At 69.9% G+C, this 18,049-nt stretch carries 18 protein-coding genes; 16 read left to right on the top strand and 2 right to left on the bottom strand.

The window, feature by feature from the left end; translation table 11 throughout:
• Positions 1-109: 109 nt before the first annotated feature.
• Together ACIA03_RS21135 and ACIA03_RS21130 are read left to right on the top strand one after the other, a co-directional pair.
• Positions 110-1,351 carry an acetyl-CoA hydrolase/transferase C-terminal domain-containing protein gene (locus tag ACIA03_RS21135; RefSeq protein ID WP_396986114.1) on the top strand — a complete coding sequence of 414 codons (1,242 nt, stop codon included), beginning with the start codon at positions 110-112 and terminating at the stop codon, positions 1,349-1,351.
• Between the two features lie 44 nt (positions 1,352-1,395).
• Positions 1,396-2,100, top strand: coding sequence for an HAD family hydrolase (locus tag ACIA03_RS21130; protein WP_396986112.1), 705 nt, complete (start codon positions 1,396-1,398; stop codon positions 2,098-2,100).
• A 222-nt stretch (positions 2,101-2,322) separates the two neighbouring features.
• On the opposite strand, the gene ACIA03_RS21125 is transcribed toward ACIA03_RS21130, so the two are convergent.
• Together ACIA03_RS21125 and ACIA03_RS21120 are read right to left on the bottom strand one after the other, a co-directional pair.
• On the bottom strand, positions 2,323-2,754 hold the full coding sequence (locus ACIA03_RS21125) for a DUF4439 domain-containing protein (protein ID WP_396986110.1): 432 nt from the start codon (positions 2,752-2,754) through the stop codon (positions 2,323-2,325).
• Positions 2,751-3,188 (bottom strand): hypothetical protein, encoded by a 438-nt coding sequence (locus ACIA03_RS21120; protein WP_396986108.1) that lies wholly within the window; start codon positions 3,186-3,188, stop codon positions 2,751-2,753. The genes ACIA03_RS21125 and ACIA03_RS21120 overlap by 4 nt, the downstream gene beginning before the upstream one ends.
• Before the next feature lie 170 nt (positions 3,189-3,358).
• Between ACIA03_RS21120 and rimP the strand changes: the two genes are divergently transcribed.
• The 14 genes from rimP (at position 3,359) to ACIA03_RS21050 (ending at position 18,024) form a co-directional block, all read left to right on the top strand.
• Complete coding sequence (rimP, locus tag ACIA03_RS21115) at positions 3,359-3,841, top strand: ribosome maturation factor RimP (RefSeq protein ID WP_396986106.1); 483 nt, start codon at positions 3,359-3,361, stop codon at positions 3,839-3,841.
• 3 nt (positions 3,842-3,844) lie between these two features.
• Positions 3,845-4,822 (top strand): transcription termination factor NusA, encoded by a 978-nt coding sequence (gene nusA, locus ACIA03_RS21110; RefSeq protein ID WP_141792705.1) that lies wholly within the window; start codon positions 3,845-3,847, stop codon positions 4,820-4,822.
• Positions 4,823-4,824: 2 nt separating this feature from the next.
• Positions 4,825-5,727 (top strand): alpha/beta fold hydrolase, encoded by a 903-nt coding sequence (locus ACIA03_RS21105; RefSeq protein WP_396986104.1) that lies wholly within the window; start codon positions 4,825-4,827, stop codon positions 5,725-5,727.
• Between the two features lie 77 nt (positions 5,728-5,804).
• On the top strand, positions 5,805-6,167 hold the full coding sequence (locus tag ACIA03_RS21100; RefSeq protein ID WP_396986102.1) for a YlxR family protein: 363 nt from the start codon (positions 5,805-5,807) through the stop codon (positions 6,165-6,167).
• Between the two features lie 93 nt (positions 6,168-6,260).
• Positions 6,261-9,197, top strand: coding sequence for a translation initiation factor IF-2 (gene infB, locus ACIA03_RS21095; protein WP_396986100.1), 2,937 nt, complete (start codon positions 6,261-6,263; stop codon positions 9,195-9,197).
• Between the two features lie 124 nt (positions 9,198-9,321).
• Entirely contained in the window at positions 9,322-9,783 is a 462-nt protein-coding gene (gene rbfA, locus ACIA03_RS21090) for a 30S ribosome-binding factor RbfA (RefSeq protein WP_218145261.1), read from the top strand.
• Positions 9,780-10,655: a tRNA pseudouridine(55) synthase TruB gene (gene truB, locus ACIA03_RS21085; protein ID WP_396986098.1), complete on the top strand. Its 876-nt coding sequence runs from the start codon at positions 9,780-9,782 to the stop codon at positions 10,653-10,655. Before rbfA ends, truB begins: the two co-directional genes overlap by 4 nt.
• A gap of 56 nt (positions 10,656-10,711) precedes the next feature.
• Positions 10,712-11,740, top strand: a complete 1,029-nt coding sequence (locus ACIA03_RS21080) for a hypothetical protein (RefSeq protein ID WP_396986096.1) — start codon at positions 10,712-10,714, stop codon at positions 11,738-11,740.
• 26 nt (positions 11,741-11,766) lie between these two features.
• Positions 11,767-12,711 (top strand): bifunctional riboflavin kinase/FAD synthetase, encoded by a 945-nt coding sequence (locus ACIA03_RS21075; RefSeq protein ID WP_396986165.1) that lies wholly within the window; start codon positions 11,767-11,769, stop codon positions 12,709-12,711.
• 49 nt (positions 12,712-12,760) lie between these two features.
• A complete protein-coding gene (locus tag ACIA03_RS21070; protein ID WP_396986094.1) occupies positions 12,761-13,627 on the top strand; it encodes a hypothetical protein in 867 nt (288 codons plus the stop codon).
• Between the two features lie 92 nt (positions 13,628-13,719).
• Entirely contained in the window at positions 13,720-14,046 is a 327-nt protein-coding gene (locus ACIA03_RS21065) for a PadR family transcriptional regulator (protein WP_045548854.1), read from the top strand.
• Positions 14,043-15,266: a hypothetical protein gene (locus ACIA03_RS21060; RefSeq protein ID WP_396986091.1), complete on the top strand. Its 1,224-nt coding sequence runs from the start codon at positions 14,043-14,045 to the stop codon at positions 15,264-15,266. Before ACIA03_RS21065 ends, ACIA03_RS21060 begins: the two co-directional genes overlap by 4 nt.
• Before the next feature lie 300 nt (positions 15,267-15,566).
• A complete protein-coding gene (gene rpsO / locus ACIA03_RS21055) occupies positions 15,567-15,842 on the top strand; it encodes a 30S ribosomal protein S15 (RefSeq protein ID WP_008363208.1) in 276 nt (91 codons plus the stop codon).
• 103 nt (positions 15,843-15,945) lie between these two features.
• Positions 15,946-18,024, top strand: coding sequence for an MMPL family transporter (locus tag ACIA03_RS21050; RefSeq protein WP_396986088.1), 2,079 nt, complete (start codon positions 15,946-15,948; stop codon positions 18,022-18,024).
• Positions 18,025-18,049: the final 25 nt, after the last annotated feature.

The following is an 18,049-nucleotide window of genomic DNA, read 5'->3' as shown; positions in this document are numbered from 1 at the left end:
CCGAATCCGTAGTTGTGGGCGACGAAACTCGAGTTTCGTCGCCCACAACTACATTCTCGGCCGCCACAACTGCGGATTCGGGGTGCGCAGGTGAGGCAAGATCGACCCCATGACGGGGGACAGGATTCTTGACCGTACGCTCGCCGGACGGGTGATGAGCGCGGCAGAGGCGGCCGCGCAGATCGGCCCGGGGGAGACCGTGGCGCTCTCTGGGTTGACCGGGGCCGGTCACCCGAAGGCGGTGCCGGAGGCGCTGGGCGAGGTCCGGGAGTGGCCGGAGGGTGTCGACGTACGTCACTCGCGGGTCGCCCAGTATGCGCTCTCCGGGTTCTACGGCGCCCTCGACGTCGCGGTGGTCGAGGTGGCGGCGATCCTGCCCAACGGGCTGCTCGTCCCCGGGAGCAGCGTCGGCAACAACCAGGCGTGGCTCGACCTCGCCGACAAGGTGGTCCTCGAGGTCAACAGCTGGCATCCACGCGGGTTCGAGGGATTCCACGACATCCATCACGGCTCCCGGCTTCCGCCGCTGCGGGCGCCGATCCAGCTGACGACGCCGACGCAGAGGATCGGTGACCCGTTCCTCCTCGTCGATCCCGACAAGGTCGTCGCAGTCGTCGAGACGGATCGTCCCGACCCGGGCACGCCGCCGAGCCCGATCGGGGAGGAGAGCCACGCGCTGGCCGACCTCGTCGTGGACTTCCTCCGCCACGAGGTACGCCACGACCGCCTCCACCACAGCCTGCTCCCGCTCCACGCCGGCGCCGGAGACGTCGGCGACGCCGTCCTCACCGGTCTGCAGAAGGCCGAGTTCGAGCACCTGACGGCCTACACCGACACGATCCGGGACGGCCTTCTCGACCTGCTCGACTCCGGGAAGCTGATCGGGGTCTCGGCGACCTCCTTCGGCCTCTCCGAGGCGGGTGCCCGCCGGTTCAACGGGGACGTCCACCACTACAAGGGCCGGATCCTGCTGCGTCCGCAGGAGATCTCCAACCACCCCGAGGTCATCCGCCGGCTCGGCCTCATCGCGATCGACCCGATGGACGAGGCCGACATCCACGGCAACGTGAACGCCGCCGGAAGCTCGGGAGACTTCGCGAGCAACGCCCATCTCAACTTCTTCGTCGCGCCCTCCACCGCCGAGGAGGGCACGGTCTCGCGCATCGTGCCGTTCGTCCGCCACGTCGACCACACCGCCCACGACGTCCAGGTCGTCGTCACCGAGCAGGGCGTCGCCGACCTGCGCGGCCTCTCCCCGGCCGCGCGGGCCCGGCGGATCATCGACCGCTGCGCCCACCCCGGCTTCCGCGAGCAGCTCGCCGAGGCCGCCGACTCGGCGCGACTGTCCTGAAAATCCCTTCCTGGTCAGCCGGGAGACGCCGCTAGGGTCGGGCCATGGCGATCGACGCGGTGATCTTCGACTGGGGCGGCACGTTGACGAAGTGGCACGACATCGACTTCCACGCGGAGTCGCTGGCGCTGGCCCAGGCGGTGAAGGGAGCCTGCGACGACGACCACCCGGTCAATGCGACCAGGCTGCACCAGGCCGGTGACACGATCTGGGCCCGCAGCCGCGACCACCAGCAGAGCTCGGTGATCGGCGATCTCTTCGACGAGGCCGGCCTCGAGCACGACCCGGAGCTGCTCGACGCCTACTACGAGTTCTGGGAGCCGCACACCCTCACCGACCCCGAGGTCGGGCCGCTGTGGGAGGCGCTCCGCGCCGATGGCGTACGTGTCGGGGTGCTGTCCAACACGATCTGGCCGCGCGCGTGGCACCGCGGGTTCTTCGAGCGCGACGGAGTGCTCGACCTGCTCGACGGTGACGTCTACACCTCGGAGGTCCCGTGGACGAAGCCCGCCGAGGAGGCCTTCCACGCGGCCATGGACGCCGTGAAGGTCTCGGATCCGTCTCGATGCGTCTACGTGGGGGACAGGCTCTTCGATGATGTGTACGGTGCTCAGAAGGCCGGTCTGCGGGCGATCCACATCCCGCACAGCAACATCCCGAGCAGCCAGGTCGGCCACAGCGAGGGCTCCCCGGACGCTGTGGCCCAACGACTGAGCGACATACACCAGATCGTTCGCTCCTGGGAATGACGCCGGGAGAAGTTGCAAGTTCTTGCAATGCGCTTTTGCGGGTCTGGGCCATTCTGAGCGGGGATTGCATACTTCTGCAAGAGAGGTTCAGCCCCAGGCGACTTCTCAGGCCTCGTGTCCAGGCCACAACCTGGCCCGCGAGCCGCCCGGTCTCGGGAGACATCTCGGGAGTCTCCCGCGCCGGACGGTTCGCGGGCCAAGGCCGTTTTCGGGCGCCGGGCCTCAGGTCCCCGGGAACGCGACCGGCCTGGCGCCCAGGTCGAGCTGCCGCGCAGCCGCCCGGCAGAGCAGCTGGATGAGCAGCGTCCGGTCGGAGCCGGCCGCCTTCGGGACCAGCGAGAGATAGGTCGCGGTGGTGTCCTTCTCCAGCCGCAGGGCCGCCTCGCCGATGCGGGCGTCGGACCCGATCCGGGCGGGCAGGTCGTAGACGGCGGAGGGCGCCACCGGCTCGATCCCGGCGGCCACCACGTGCGCGGCCAGCGCCTCCCGGGCGTTCACGTGGTCGTCGTACGCGTCGGTGAGCGCCCGTGCCAGGGCCGGCGAGGACGTCGCCGACGTGCGCCCGCCCAGCGCGCCCAGGACGTAGATCGAGGCGTGCTCGACCGCGAGCGCCGCCTGGACCGCCTCCGTCGAGGCCGAATTCGCTGCCGTCATGCCAGACCCCTGCCGTGCAGGAGCTGCTGCTGCCCGGCGGCGGCCGAGGCGAGCAGCGTGATCAGCTGCGGGTCGGCCGCCTGCCCTGCAGCGGTGGTGAGCGTCGTGACCAGGGCGAGCTGGCGGTCCTGCCAGCGCCCCTTCGCCGCGACCGCCGCCACCCCCTTGGTCGGCGCCAGCGCCTCGATGTGCACGCGATGGAGCTGCACGAACGCCGAGGGGGCGCCGTCGTCGGCGCCGAGGATCTCCGCGACCGTGGCATCGATCACACTCTGGTCGGGGTTCGCGGGGGCCGGGGGAGTGCTCGGTGGGGGTGCTTTGACAGGATCCAGCACCTCCGAGGCCGAACACGCCGAGGCGGCCAGCGGGGCAACCACGGCGACACCCACGGCGGTGCGTCGCGAGAGCATCCGGAGGGCACGTGCGCTGGTCACGTGAGGAACCCTAACGACACCCGGTGGGAGTCGCGTCAGCGGCTTTCCAACACAGCCGCGCGGCGTTCGAGACACCCGAGGCGTACAGGTATGGTGTCACCAGAAGCGCCGCGTGCTCGGAGGCGCAACACACAACAGGACCGGACAACAGGATGCAGGGGGAGATCGCGTTGAGTGCTGAGCGGAAGGACGCGATCACGAGTGCCATCGAGAAGGCCCTCGGAGACCCGCTTCTGGCCCTGGGTCTCGACATCGAGGCCGTGGAGATCACGCCGGCCGGCAAGCGCCGGATCCTGCGGATCGCCGTCGACAAGGACGGCGGGATCACCCATGAGGAGGTCACCGAGGCAACCCGTGAGGTCAACCGGGTCCTCGACGAGTCCGACGTCATGGGCGAGCAGCCCTACACGCTCGAGGTGACCTCGCCCGGTGTCGACCGGCCGCTGACCCTGCCGCGCCACTGGCGCCGCAACAAGGGTCGCCTGGTCAAGGTCACCGCCACCGACGGCTCCGCGTTCACCGGGCGCGTCAAGGAGTCCGACGAGGAGCGGGTGAGCCTCGAGGTGAGCGGCAAGCGCCGCGAGGTGGCGTACGCGGACGTGAAGAAGGCGCTTGTGCAGATCGAGTTCAAGCGGATCGACGAGGGGGAGTAGGCCATGGACATCGATATGAGCATCCTGCGGATGCTGGAGCGGGAGCGGGAGATCTCGCTCGATGTGCTCGTCGAGGCGATCGAGCAGGGGCTGCTGACGGCCTACCACAAGACCGAGGGCGCCCAGACGAAGGCGCGGGTCGACCTGGACCGCAAGACCGGGCACGTACGCGTGCTGGCCTCCGAGGTCGACGACGAGGGCAACGTCGTCGGGGAGTACGACGACACGCCCGAGGGCTTCGGCCGGATCGCCGCCACCACCGCGAAGCAGATCGTGCTGCAGCGGCTGCGCGACGCCGAGGACGACGTGAAGTTCGGTGAGTTCTCCGGCAAGGAGGGCGACATCCTCTCCGGCGTCATCCAGCAGGGCCGCAACCCCGACGACGTGCTCGTCGACCTGGGCCGGCTCGAGGGCGTCATCCCGCTCTCCGAGCGTGTGCCGGGCGAGGACTACAGCCACGGCACCCGGATCAAGGCCCTGGTGGTGAGCGTGCGGAAGGGCATGCGCGGCCCGCAGATCACGCTCTCGCGCTCCCACCCCAACCTGGTCAAGAAGCTCTTCTCCTTCGAGGTGCCCGAGATCGCCGACGGCACCGTCGAGATCGCCGCGATCGCCCGCGAGGCCGGTCACCGCACCAAGATCGCGGTCAAGTCGACCGTCCCCGGCGTCAACGCCAAGGGCGCCTGCATCGGCCCGATGGGCCAGCGGGTCCGCCAGGTCATGTCCGAGCTGCAGGGCGAGAAGATCGACATCGTCGACTGGTCCGAGGACCCGAAGGTGCTCGTCGCCTCGGCGCTCTCGCCGGCCCGGGTCTCCTCGGTCGAGATCATCGACGCGGCGACCAAGTCGGCCCGCGTCGTCGTCCCGGACTACCAGCTCTCGCTGGCCATCGGCAAGGAGGGGCAGAACGCCCGCCTCGCCGCCCGCCTGACCGGCTGGCGCATCGACATCCGTTCCGACGAGGAGACCCCGGTCGCCTGATCGTGCGTGAGACCACTCTGACCGAGTCGGAGGGCGTCCTGCTGGAGCCGGAGGGCGCCACCACGGGCGTACTCGTGCTCTCGGGGTCCTCGGGACGGATCGAGACCGACCGGTGCCGGATGCTGGCCTCGCACGGGGTCGCCGCGGCCTCGATCCGCTACTTCGGTGGTCCCGGCCAGCCGGACGAGGCCCGGCTGATGCCGCTGGAGACGTTCGACGACGTCCTCGCCGACCTCCACTCCCGCTACGAGCGGCTGGTGGTGCTCGGGACGTCCTGGGGCGCCCAGGCGGCGCTGCTGCTCGGCACCCTGCACCCCGAGATCGACGCGGTGGTCGGGATCTCCCCGACGTACGTCGCCTGGGCCGGCCTGAGCGACGAGCGGCCACAGCGGTCCTCGTGGACGCTGCGGGGCGAGCCGGTGCCGTTCGTGCCGTTCGACGACGAGGCCATCGAGGCCGCGGTGAAAGAGGCCGAGGCAACCGGAGCGAGGTCGAGCGGCGAGCTTGCTCGTCCGCTCGCGCCGAGCGAGGGAGCAAGCGCGCGAAGCGCGCACGGGGAGCTGCCCTCGTTCTGCGAGGCCTACCTCTCGGCCCTGGAGAAGTACGCCGACCGCGTCCCCGCCGCGACCATCCCGGTCGAGCGCATCGCCGGTGAGGTCGTCCTGGTCGCCGGCGGAGCCGACGCGCTGTGGCCATCGGTCCTCTTCGCGGAGGCGGTGCGGCGGCGACGTACCGCTCATGACCTGGAGACGATCGTGGTCTCCCATCCCGACGCCGGTCACCGGGTCGTGCTGCCCGGCGAGCCGGTGCTCCCGCTCAGCCGCAGGATCGCGTGGGGCGGATCGGAGGAGGCCGACCGCGAGCTCGGCCTGCGAGCGTGGCCGGAGATCGCCGCCATCCTGTGAGGATGGGTCACGGAATAAGAACGACCTGTGCCCCGGTTTCGTCTACCGAACCCCGGAAGCGGTAGTGTTGAGGATCGGTGGCACGCCTCGAAGAAACTACGCAGAACGGACCCGTCCGTACGTGCGTGGGTTGCCGGAAGCGAGCCGCCAAGCGCGAGTTGTTGCGGGTGACCGCCGGCTCGGACCGCAACGGCCAGCCGGCCGTGGTGCCCGATCCGACAGCCACCGCACCCGGGCGAGGGGCGCATCTGCACCCCACGCGTGAGTGTTACGAACTCGCGGTGCGCCGGAAGGCGTTCACCCGGGCCCTGTACCCGAAAGGTAAGGGGGCCGAGGGCGGGCTTTCCAGCGCACCGGTGGAGGACTACCTCGACACGCGCCAAACACCCACGACCGTCGTCGACGGTCAACTGACCAGGAATTGGAGCAAAAGCTCATGAGCACTCGATGAGTACTTCGCGATGAGCGTGTTCTACACCCACTAGTGGTCACAGTTTTCACCCGGATTTGGGTCTGTGGCCAGAAGGAGAAGCGTGGCTAAGACCCGAGTCCACGAACTCGCCAAAGAGTTCGGAGTCGAGAGCAAGTTCGTTCTCGAGAAGTTCAAGGAGATGGGTGAGTTCGTCAAGTCGGCGAGCTCGACCGTCGAGCTGCCTGCGGAGATGCGTTTCCGCAAGGAGATCGGCCCCGGCCTGAAGGCCGGCGGCAAGGGTGGTTCCGCGTCCACGGACGAGAAGGCCGCCCCCAAGCCCGGCCCCAAGCCTGGCCCCAGATCGGTAGAGCCCAAGCCCGCCGCCCCCAAGCAGGCTGCGGACACGGCGCCCGAGAAGCCCGCCGAGGCTCCCGCGGCGACCAAGCCGGCTGCGCCCAGGCCAGGCCCGAAGCCCCCGGCCAAGAAGGCCGAGGCTCCGCCGGTCGCCCCTGCGGCGTCGGCTCCGGCCGCGCCCAAGCCGAGCCCGAGTGCTCCGGCAGGTGGCGACCGACGTTCGGCCGCGCCCAAGCCGGGTGCGCCCAAGCCTGGTGCCCCGAAGCCCGGCGCTCGTCCGCAGGCCCCCGCGGCTCGCGGTGGCGCGGGTGGTGCCGGCGGTGCTGGTGCCGGTCGTCCCGGACCGCGTCCGGTCGGCAAGCCCGGCGCTCCGCGCCCGGGCAACAACCCGTTCTCCTCCAACCAGGGCATGGGGCGTCCGCGTCCCGGCGGCCAGGGTGGGGGCCAGGGTGGCCAGGGTGGTGCCCCGGCCGGTGGCGACCAGCGTCCGCCGCGTCCTGCTGCTGCCCGTGAGGGTGGCCAGACCGGTGGCCGTCCCGGCATGCCGCGTCCCAACCCGGCGATGATGCCGAAGTCCCCGGCCGCGTTCGGTGCCCGTCCTGGTGGCGGTCCCGGTGGTCGTGCCGGTGCCCCGGGTCGTCCCGGTGGCGGCGGTCGCCCGGGCGCCGGTGGGCGTCCCGGTGGCGGTGCTGGTGCCGGTCGTCCCGGTGGCGGCGGCTTCGGCGGCGGTCCCGGTGGCGGTCGCCCCGGTGCCGGTCGTCCCGGCGGTCGCGGAACGACCCAGGGTGCCTTCGGTCGCCCGGGCGGTCCCTCCCGTCGTGGCCGGAAGTCGAAGCGGGCGCGTCGCCAGGAGTTCGAGGCCATGGAGGCCCCGACGATCGGTGGCATCCGCGTACGCAAGGGCAACGGTGAGACCGTTCGCCTGGCTCGCGGCGCGAGCCTGACCGACTTCGCCGAGAAGATCAACGTCGACCCGGCTCAGCTGGTGCAGATGCTGTTCGGCCTCGGTGAGATGGTCACCGCGACCGAGTCCGTCAACGACGAGACCCTCGAGCTGCTCGGTGAGGAGCTCAACTACATCGTCCAGGTCGTCTCCCCTGAGGACGAGGACCGCGAGCTGCTGGAGTCCTTCGACATCGAGCTCGGCGACGAGGGCGACGAGTCCGACTGGACGGTCCGTCCGCCGGTCGTCACCGTCATGGGTCACGTCGACCACGGTAAGACCAAGCTGCTCGACGCCATCCGTGACGCCAACGTCATCGAGGGCGAGGCCGGTGGCATCACCCAGCACATCGGTGCCTACCAGGTCTCGACCGAGGTCGACGGCACCGAGCGCAAGATCACCTTCATCGACACCCCGGGTCACGAGGCGTTCACCGCCATGCGTGCCCGTGGTTCGCAGTCCTCGGACCTCGCGATCCTCGTGGTCGCTGCCGATGACGGTGTGATGCCGCAGACCATCGAGGCGCTCAACCACGCCAAGGCGGCCGGTGTCCCGATCGTGGTCGCGATCAACAAGATCGACAAGCCGGAGGCGGACCCGACCAAGGTCCGTGGCCAGCTGACCGAGTACGGCCTCATCCCCGAGGAGTACGGCGGCGACACGATGTTCGTCGAGATCTCGGCGAAGTCGCGGATCAACATCGATGGCCTTCTCGAGGCCGTCGTGCTGACCGCCGACGCCTCGCTCGACCTGCAGGCCAACGCCAGCCAGGACGCGCAGGGCATCGTGATCGAGGCTCACCTCGACCGCGGCCGCGGCCCGGTCGCGACCATCCTGGTCCAGCGCGGCACGCTGCGCGTGGGTGAGTCCATCGTTGCCGGTCCGGCCCACGGTCGTGTCCGCGCGATGATCGACGAGTACGGCAACGAGATCACCGAGGCGACCCCGTCGCGTCCGGCGATGGTCCTGGGTCTCTCGGCGGTGCCGGGTGCGGGTCAGAGCTTCCTGGTCGTCGAGGACGACCGGATGGCTCGCCAGATCGCCGAGAAGCGCGAGGCACGCGAGCGTGCCGCGCAGCAGGCCAAGCGCCGCGTACGCCGCACGCTGGAGGACTTCATGGCCTCCATGGAGAAGGGCGAGAGCCAGGAGCTCAACCTCATCCTCAAGGGCGACGTGTCCGGTTCGGTCGAGGCGCTCGAGGACGCACTGGCCAAGATCGACGTGGGTGGCGACGAGGTCTCCATCCGGGTCATCGACCGCGGTGTCGGTGCGATCACCGAGACCAACGTCGACCTGGCTGCTGCCTCCGACGCGATCATCATCGGCTTCAACGTCCGCCCGCAGGGCAAGGCGACGGAGATGGCCGACCGCGAGGGTGTCGAGATCCGCTACTACTCGGTCATCTACCAGGCGATCGAGGAGATCGAGGCGGCCCTCAAGGGCATGCTCAAGCCGGAGTACGAGGAGAAGGTCCTCGGCAGGGCGGAGATCCGCGCGATCTTCCGCTCGTCGAAGGCCGGAAACATCGCCGGTTGTATGGTCACCGAGGGCCTCATCCGCCGCAACGCCAAGGTTCGCGTGCTGCGCGACGGCGCCGTGGCGGCCGACAACCTCGACCTGGCCTCGCTGCGCCGCGAGAAGGACGACGCCTCCGAGGTCCGCGAGGGCTTCGAGTGCGGTCTGGTCCTGAAGAACTTCCAGGACATCAAGGAAGGCGACATCATCGAAGCCTTCGAGATGGTGGAGATTCCCCGGGGCTGAGTTGGTTGTTCCGCCGGGCCCAGGGCGCTTCGCGCCCGGCCCGGCGGTTCGCCGTCTCTGGAGGACAAGTGCTGCGGAGGCGGCCCGGCCAACGTCTCGATTTGCTTCGATTATTTGAGAGAGTGTGAACATGAGTAGCCCACGGGTTCGCCGGATCGCTGACCGGATCAAGGTCATCGTGGCGCAGATGCTGGAGCGGCGGATCAAGGATCCGCGGATCGGGTTCGTCACCGTCACCGACGTACGTGTGACCGGAGACAGCCAGCAGGCGACGATCTTCTACACGGTGCTGGGCGCCGACTCGGAGGCCGAGCTGGCCGGCACGGCCGCGGCGCTGGAGTCGGCCAAGGGCCTGATCCGCTCCGAGGTGGCCAAGCAGCTCGGCACCCGCACCGCGCCGACGCTGGAGTTCATCCACGACGCGCTGCCGGAGACGGCCCGCCACCTCGACGACGTGCTCGCCCGCGCCAAGGCGCAGGACGACGCGGTCGCCGCTTCGCGTGGGGCGACCTACGCCGGTGACGCCGACCCCTACAAGAAGCCTCGCGAGATCGAGGACGAGTGGGACGAGGACGACGAGGAGTGACCGCTGCCGTCTCCGGGCTCGTCATCGTGGACAAGCCCGCCGGGGTCACCTCCCACGACGTCGTCGCGCGCGTACGCCGGCTGGCCGGCACCCGCAAGGTCGGGCATGCCGGCACGCTGGACCCGATGGCCACCGGCGTACTCGTGCTGGGGGTGGAGCGCGCCACCCGGCTCCTCGGCCACCTGATGCTGACCGAGAAGTCCTACTCGGCGACGGTGCGGCTCGGGATCTCGACGACCACGGACGACGCCGAGGGCGAGGTCACGGAGACCCGCTCGGCCGCCGACCTCGACGAGGAGCGTGTACGCAGCGTCTTCGCGACCCAGGTCGGCGACATCCTCCAGGTGCCGACCGCGGTGTCGGCGATCAAGGTCGATGGCAAGCGGGCCCACCAACGCGTACGCGACGGCGAGCAGGTCGAGCTGAAGGCACGACCCGTCACGGTCCACGAGCTCACCGTCGGCGAGCTCCGGCGCGAGGGCGATCTGGTCGATGTCGACATCTTCGTCCGCTGCTCCTCGGGCACCTACATCCGGGCGATCGCCCGGGACGTCGGCGCGGCCCTCGGGGTCGGTGGACACCTGACCATGCTGCGCCGCACCGCGGTCGGGCCCTACGACCTCGAGGTCGCGAGGACGCTCGACGAGCTCGGCGAGGAGTTCGCGGTGCTGCCGCTGGCCGACGCCGCCCGTGCCGCGTTCACTCCCTACGACCTCTCCGAGGAGCAGGCGCAGGACGTCCGCTACGGCCGCAAGCTGAAGCTGGCGCTCGACGGGCTGACCGCCGTCTTCGCCCCCGACGGGGAGTTCCTGGCGCTCTACGAACCGGTCGGACCGCAGAGTGCCAAGGCGGCCGCCGTCTTCGTCGGGTGAGCGACCACGGGCCCGTGAGCCCGATGGACGGCAAAGCCTGCGAGGATGACGCTCTTGTGGAGCAGAACGGATCGGCCGAGACGCTACGGCTCACTGACTCGTGGTTCCGGCACAACGGGCTCACCTACTTCGTCCCGGAGGAGCGCGAGGCGGTGCGAGCGGCGATGCGGCCGCGGCGTACGGTCCGGGTCGGTCTGGTGGTCGTGATCGTCGCGGTGGCTGCGGGTGTGGCCCTGGCGTGGGTGACCGGCGACCTCGGAGCCGCTCCGGCGCTGCTGCTGACCCTGGGCGGGGCCGCCGCCGGGTGGTACGCGCTGACCGCGATGCGGTTCCGGCCGATCCTGGTGTGGGCGATGGGACGTACGTTCGGGTCGCTGCACCGGCTGCTGCCGATGGCGCTGCGCGCGCTGCCGCTGCTGCTGCTCTTCATGACCTTCCTCTTCATCAACGCCGAGGTCTGGGAGATGTCGGCCAACCTTCGCCCGGGTGCGTTGTGGCTGGTCACGCTGCTGTTCGGTGGGTCAGCCGTGGCGTTCCTCCTGGTCCGGTTGCCCGAGGAGGTGGACCGGATCGACGACGACGTGGACGCTGCGTTCCTCCTCCGCACCTGCGCGCGTACGCCGCTGGCGACCGCGTGCGCGGAGCTGGTCGAGGAGGCCCGCGACGACGGGGGCACCGACCCGGCGGAGTATGCCCAGGTCACCGGCTTCGAGCGCTGGAACCTGGTGCTCGCCCTGCTCGTCATCCAGGCGACGCAGGTCGTGCTGATCGCGTTCGCCGTCTTCGCGTTCTTCCTGGTCTTCGGGGCGATCGTGATGACCGACGGCGTCCAGCTGGGCTGGACCGGGCAGCAGTCCCTGCACAACCTGTCCTGGCTGCCCAACGTGTCGGGCGAGCTGGTCAAGGTCGCGCTGTTCCTCTCCGCCTTCTCCTCGCTCTACGTCACGGTCTCGACGGTCACCGACGAGACCTACCGCGAGCAGTTCTTCGGCACGGTGCTGCGTGAGATCGAACGGGCGGTCGGGATGCGCGCCGTCTACCTCGCTCTCCGCGCCCGTCAGTCGGCCCAGGTCCCATCCCCGTGAGCAACCACCGATATTCTGTCCGGGTGTTGTGGCGAAGTCTCAGTGAGGTGCCATCCGGTCTCGGCCGTACGGCCGTCGTGATCGGCAACTTCGACGGCGTCCACCTCGGGCACCAGCATGTGCTCAGGCGGGGCCGTGAGGTGGCGGACGCCAAGGAGCTCACCCTGGTGGCGGTCACCTTCGACCCGCACCCGATGGCGGTGCTGCGGCCCGAGCACGCCCCCGGTGTGCTCACCACGATGGAGGAGCGCGCCGAGCTGCTGCTCGCCGCCGGCGCCGACGCCGTGCTCGCGCTGCCCTTCGACATGGAGATGGCCAACTGGTCGCCCGACGACTTCGCCCAGCGGGTGCTCGTCGACGCGCTGCACGCCGAGGCGTGCGTGGTCGGTGCCAACTTCCGCTACGGCTGCAAGGCCGCCGGCGACGTGGCCGACCTGGTCGCCTACGGCAAGATCCACGACTTCTCCGCCGAGGGGATCCCGCTCGACGGTGGTCCGCAGGTGTGGTCCTCGACCTACATCCGCACGTGTCTGGCGACCGGTGACGTCACCGGCGCCGCCGAGGCGCTGGGCCGCCCCTACTCCGTGCGCGGTGTCGTGGTGAAGGGCGACCAGCGTGGCCGCGAGCTCGGCTTCCCGACGGCCAACGTGCCCACCGACTCGCTGACCGCGGTGCCGCCCGACGGCGTCTACGCGGGCTGGCTGACCCGGCGCGACACCGGCGAGCGGTTCCCCGCCGCCATCTCGGTCGGCACCAACCCCACCTTCGAGGGCGTGGTGGGACGCCGGGTCGAGTCCTACGTCCTCGACCGTGACGACCTGGAGCTCTACGGCGTCGAGGTCGAGGTCGCCTTCGTGGAACGCCTGCGCGGCATGGTCGCCTTCGAGGGGATCGACGCGCTCGTCGAGCAGATGCACGCCGACGTGGTGCGGGCGCGCGAGATCCTCCAGCAAGGTCTTACCGAGTCGTAGATCCCGGCGGCCTGTTCAGCGGGGTCCAGGTGCGGTTGAATTGCTGGTTATGGATCCCCACTCCACGCCCACGTCCGTCTACGAGACCGAGGTGGAGGCCGAGCGCCCCCGCGGCGGCATCCCGGCCTTCCTCAACGCGGTGCTCGTCACCGGTGGACTCTGGGCTCTGCAGTTCCTCTCCGGCTCCGCGCCGTTCTCGACCTGGGCCGAGGAGAGCGGGAGCGACTCGGCCGGCTGGGTGGCCGCGCTCCTCGGTGACCGGCTGACCTACTTCGGCGACGGCGGGTTCGGTGGCCTCTTCTCCGGTGGCGACCTGGTGCACTCCATCGTTCTCTCCGCGACCGTCTTCGTGCTGACCTGGCTGCTGACCTGGCTCGCCACCGTCGGCATCTGGCCACGCGCGTTCTGGCCGGTGTTCCTCGGCTGCTGGTTCGCCGCGATCGTCGCCACCGCTGCCGGCCAGATCGCCGACAGCCTCTACACCTACCTCAGCGACGGCCGCGAGGCCTCGGTGGTGGCCTCGCTCGGTGACGTGCTCGCCGCGGGTGGCGCGTACGGGCTGACGTACGGGTGGGCGATCGGGTTCCTGATCGCACTGATCTGGCTGGCGATCCCGGGCAAGACCGACGAGGTGGAGGAATACACGCCGATGTCCTCGCTCATCTCCGGAGGCTCCGGGGGAGCGCCGGGTGGGACGCCGGGTGGGGCACCGGGCGGCGCGCCCGGCGGCTACGGCCAGCAGCTGCGCGCCGGCGTCGCGGTGCCGACCGCACAGACCGGCCTCGCCCGTGCGACCACCCAGCCGGCGCAGCCGGTCCAGGTGCGCACCTTCACCGGACCGACGCGCGGCCAGGGCCCGGCCGGTGACACGGCCGCCTGGAAGGACTTCGTACGCGACGTCCGCGGCCGGTCCTGACCCGGCCCGCCTTCCGGCGTCGCTGAGCTCCTCGGCGGCGCGCGGTGCAATGCTCTGGCAAGTAGTGCGCACTGCGTAGTAGTGTGCCAAGCATGGATACCACCCAGCTGCTCAAAGGGGTGCTCGACCTGACCGTCCTGGCCGTCGTCGACGGCGAGGACGCGTACGGCTATGACATCGTCCGCAAGCTCCGCGACAGCGGGCTCACGGACGTCGGCGACGCGTCGGTCTACGGAACCCTGCGGCGGCTGTACGCCGCGGGCGCCCTGACCTCCTACGTCGTGCCGTCGGAGTCCGGTCCGCACCGCAAGTACTACGGCATCACGCCTGCCGGGCAAGGCCAGCTCAAGCAGCAGAGCGAGGACTGGTCCCACTTCTCCACCACCGTCACCGAGATCCTCCGAGGGGCAAGCGCATGACGACCACAGATGCAGAGGCGAACGTCGCGCCGGAGGTGCGGCTCTTCCTGGCCCGCGTACGCCGCGAGCTCGCCGACCTCGACCCGGAGGTGCTCAGCGACATCACCGACGGGCTCGAGGCCGACTTCACCGAGCTCCTCGAGGAGCGCGGTCCCGATGCGCTCGGCGACCCTGTCGAGTACGCGAAGGAGCTGCGAGCCGCGGCAGGCATCCCGGCAGGCGTGAAGGCGCCCCGGGGCTTCGCCGAGCGGGTCGACGGTCTGCTGGACGCCGGCCACCACCGCTTCGACGAGTCGGTCGCCAAGCTCGGTGAGCTGCTGCGTACGGATCTGGGGCCTGTGGTCGCCTGGCTGCGGCCGCTGTGGTGGATCGTGCGTGCCTGGGCGGCGGTCTGGCTGGTCGCGGCACTGTTCGGGTGGGGCATGTCGAGCGCCGCGGTGGTCCTGCTCCTCGTCGTCGCGGTGGCGGTCAGCATGTTCATCGGTGCCGGCCGGGTCTGGCCGGGTGGTGAGCGCGGGACGCTCGCGCGCGTCGTGCTGCTGGGGCTGAACACCTTCGCCGCGTTCGTGCTCTTCATGACCTGGGCGAGCGGCGGCGTCGGCGGCACCGACTACGACCGTGGCTGGAGCGACGGTTTCAACGAGGCCGGAGGTGGCGGTGGCTACGCTGCGCCGATCGACGAGCAGGCCGGGATCTACTCCGGCGGGAAGTGGGTCAGCAACATCTACCCCTACGACGCCTCGGGCAAGCCGCTGACCGGCGTCCAGCTCTTCGACCAGGACGGGAAGCCGATCGACGTCGTCACCCAGCCCGACTGCACCTCGACGAGCGCCGCCCCGCTCCCCCCGCTCGCCGTCGACGAGATCGACATGGCCGAGGTCGCCTGCACCGACGAGATGACCGGGGAACCGCTGCAGCCACGGATCTTCTACCCCTGGTCCAACGGCGCCGCGCAGCTCTACAACGTGTTCCCGCTGCCCAGCCGGATCCAGCCGGGCACCGAGCTCGACCCGAACGCGTTCGCCGAGGGGAGCGAGGGCGCGCCCGCCATCCAGGAGCCACCGCTGGCGACCGTGCCGAAGGTGTCGCTGCCCGGGGTCGTGACGGGCTCGCCGAGCGCCTCGCCGAGCGCCTCGCCGAGCGCCTCGCCGAGCGCCTCGCCGAGCGCCTCGCCGAGCGCCTCGCCGAGCGCCTCGCCGAGCGCCGCTGAGAAGCCTTGAGCTGATCGATGCAACCGAACCCGGCTCCACAGCGTCGAACCCAGTGGTGGGAGAGACGAGGGGGAGGGCGATGAAGTTCTGGTGGAGGTTGCGCCGGCTGGTGGCGCGCCTCGTGCTCGTGGCCTGATCCGGCGGCGATTCGGGGCGCGCACGGGCTCGCTGTTAATCTTCTCGGGTTGTCGGCCCATGGGGGTCGGCAGCTCAAGCCGTGAAATCGGCCGCGGACCAAGAGTGCCCCGGTGAACAGGCCCGGGCGCGCCGCGCAACGAGTAGGCCCACGGGCCGGAAGGGAGCCTTCGCATGGCAGTTGGAACTGACGCGGAGACCAAGAAGAAGATCATCGCCGAGTACGCCACGACCGAGGGTGACACCGGTTCGCCGGAGGTGCAGATCGCGCTGCTGTCGCACCGCATCTCCCACCTGACCGACCACCTCAAGGAGCACAAGCACGACCACCACAGCCGTCGTGGTCTGCTGCTGCTCGTCGGCCAGCGCCGCCGCCTTCTCAACTACCTTCAGAAGAAGGACATCGAGCGCTACCGCTCGATCATCGAGAAGCTCGGCCTTCGTCGTTGATCTCCTGATCTTCGTGAGCAACGGGCCGCCCCCACATCGGGGGCGGCCCGTTCGCCTGTTTTGGTGAGGTTCGGACAGGTGCATCAGGCGCAGTCTTGAGACCGTGCATCGACAGATTGCGGGCAAGCTGACCGGACCCAGGACCAAATACCTCGTCGTGGTGCTCTGGCTGCTCGCCTTGGCGGTCTTCGGTGGCTTCGCCGGGAAGCTCACGGACGTACAGAACAACGAGGCCAGCTCATGGCTGCCGGCGTCGGCGGAGTCGACCCGCGGGTTCGACAGGATGAGCCCGTTCCAGAACCCCAACGCGATCCCGACCACGCTCGTCTACACCTCGTCCACCACGACCGGAGCCGACCTTGCCGAGGTCGCCTCGGGCGACATCGCCGCGCTCGGCGGGCTCGACGGGGTCGAGGGCGAGATCGGTCCACCGCTGCTGTCCAAGGACGGCGAGGTCGCCCAGCTCACCGTGACCTTCGACCTCGGCTCGGACGGCTGGAGCAAGATGCCGGGCATCGTCGACGACATCCGCGAGATCGCCGATCACGACGGCGTGCGGCTGCATGTCACCGGCCAGGGCGGCTCCGCGGCCGACGCAGCGGAGGCGTTCGGTGGCATCGACTCGACACTGCTGCTGGCCGCGCTCGTGGTGGTCGTGGTGATCCTGCTGTTCGTCTATCGCAGCCCGGTGCTCTGGGTCTTCCCGATCGTCTCGGTGGTCGTCGGTCTGGGGGTGACGATGGGCCTGGTCTACTTCCTGGCGAAGGACGCGGGCCTCACCGTCAACGGCCAGAGCCAGGCCATCTTGAGCATCCTCGCGATCGGTGCCGGAACCGACTACGCCCTGCTGCTGGTCTCCCGCTACCGCGAGGAGCTGCGCAACTTCGAGGACCGGCACGAGGCGATGGCGCATGCCCTGCACCGTGCTGCTCCGGCGATCCTCGCCAGTGCTGTCACCGTCATCCTGGCCATGCTCGGCCTGACCTTCGCGGAGATGAACTCCACCTCCGGGATGGGGCCTGTCGTCGCCGTCGGGATCGGGGTGACCTACCTGGTGATGGTCACGCTGCTGCCCGCCCTGCTGGTCATCTGCGGCCGGTGGGTCTTCTGGCCGAAACGTCCGGCGTACGGATCGGCGGAGCCGACCCAGACCGGCCTGTGGGCGAAGGTCGGCGCGATGGTCTCGGTCCGGCCGCGCGCGGTCTGGATCACCACCACGGTCCTGCTGCTCATCGCCTGCTTCGGCCTGCTGCGGCTCGACGCCAACGGACTGGCCTCGGACGAGACCTACACCAAGGAGTTCGACTCGATCGTCGGTCAGCAGGTCCTGGTCGACCATGACATGGCCGACCAGTCCAACCAGCTGCTCGTGGTCGCCGACGCGGCAGCGCAGACGCAGGTGCAGCAGGCGCTCGACGGTGTCGAGGGGCTGGTGTCCACCACGACCCCGGAGGGGGAGGTGAAGAGCTTCCCGCTCGGCCCGGCCCAGGACGGCGTCGTCGCGATCGCGGCGGTGGTGGACGCCGACGTGACCTCGCCCGCGGCGTACGACATCGTCGATGCCTCCCGCTCGGCGGTGCGCGGGGTGGAGGGCTCCGACGCTCTGGTGACGGGCACCTCGGCGATGATGCTCGACACCCTCGAGGCGAGTCAGCGCGACAACCTCGTGATCATCCCGATCGTCCTGGTCGTCGTGCTGCTGGTGCTGATGGTGCTCCTGCGGGCGGTGGTCGCCCCGTTGATCCTGCTCGGCACGGTGATCCTGTCGTTCGGGGCCGCGCTGGGGATCTCCGTGCTGCTCTTCGAGTACGTCTTCGGTTTCGCGGGGACGGATCCGTCGTTCCCGCTGTTCGCCTTCGTGTTCCTGGTCGCGCTGGGCATCGACTACAACATCTTCCTGATGACCCGGGTGCGTGAGGAGGCGCAGACCCGCGGCACCCGAGCGGGGTCGCTCGTCGCCCTGACCTCGACCGGCGGGGTGATCACCTCGGCGGGGGTCGTCCTGGCCGCGACGTTCCTGGTGCTCGGCTCGCTGCCGATGGTCTTCCTGGCCGAGATCGGGGTGACGGTCGCCCTTGGGGTCATGCTCGACACGATGATCGTCCGGTCGATCCTGGTCACCGCCATCAACCTCGATGCCGGCGACCGGATCTGGTGGCCGGGGCGGCCGGCGAAGCTCTAACAAGAGTAAGTTGGTCATGTTAATA

Origin of the sequence: Nocardioides sp. NPDC051685 (assembly GCF_044453405.1) — a bacterium.
GTDB lineage: Bacteria > Actinomycetota > Actinomycetes > Propionibacteriales > Nocardioidaceae > Nocardioides.
Note: the sequence above shows the minus strand (reverse complement) of the source record. Positions and strands in the feature narration are given on the sequence as shown.

Excerpts from the sequence above, each read along its gene's own strand:
- ACIA03_RS21135 (WP_396986114.1), top strand. The coding sequence starts at position 110 with ATGACGGGGGACAGGATTCTTGACCGTACGCTCGCCGGACGGGTGATG.
- ACIA03_RS21130 (WP_396986112.1), top strand. The coding sequence starts at position 1,396 with ATGGCGATCGACGCGGTGATCTTCGACTGGGGCGGCACGTTGACGAAG.
- ACIA03_RS21125 (WP_396986110.1), bottom strand. The coding sequence starts at position 2,754 with ATGACGGCAGCGAATTCGGCCTCGACGGAGGCGGTCCAGGCGGCGCTC.
- nusA (WP_141792705.1), top strand. The coding sequence starts at position 3,845 with ATGGACATCGATATGAGCATCCTGCGGATGCTGGAGCGGGAGCGGGAG.
- ACIA03_RS21070 (WP_396986094.1), top strand. The coding sequence starts at position 12,761 with ATGGATCCCCACTCCACGCCCACGTCCGTCTACGAGACCGAGGTGGAG.
- ACIA03_RS21065 (WP_045548854.1), top strand. The coding sequence starts at position 13,720 with ATGGATACCACCCAGCTGCTCAAAGGGGTGCTCGACCTGACCGTCCTG.
- ACIA03_RS21060 (WP_396986091.1), top strand. The coding sequence starts at position 14,043 with ATGACGACCACAGATGCAGAGGCGAACGTCGCGCCGGAGGTGCGGCTC.
- rpsO (WP_008363208.1), top strand. The coding sequence starts at position 15,567 with ATGGCAGTTGGAACTGACGCGGAGACCAAGAAGAAGATCATCGCCGAG.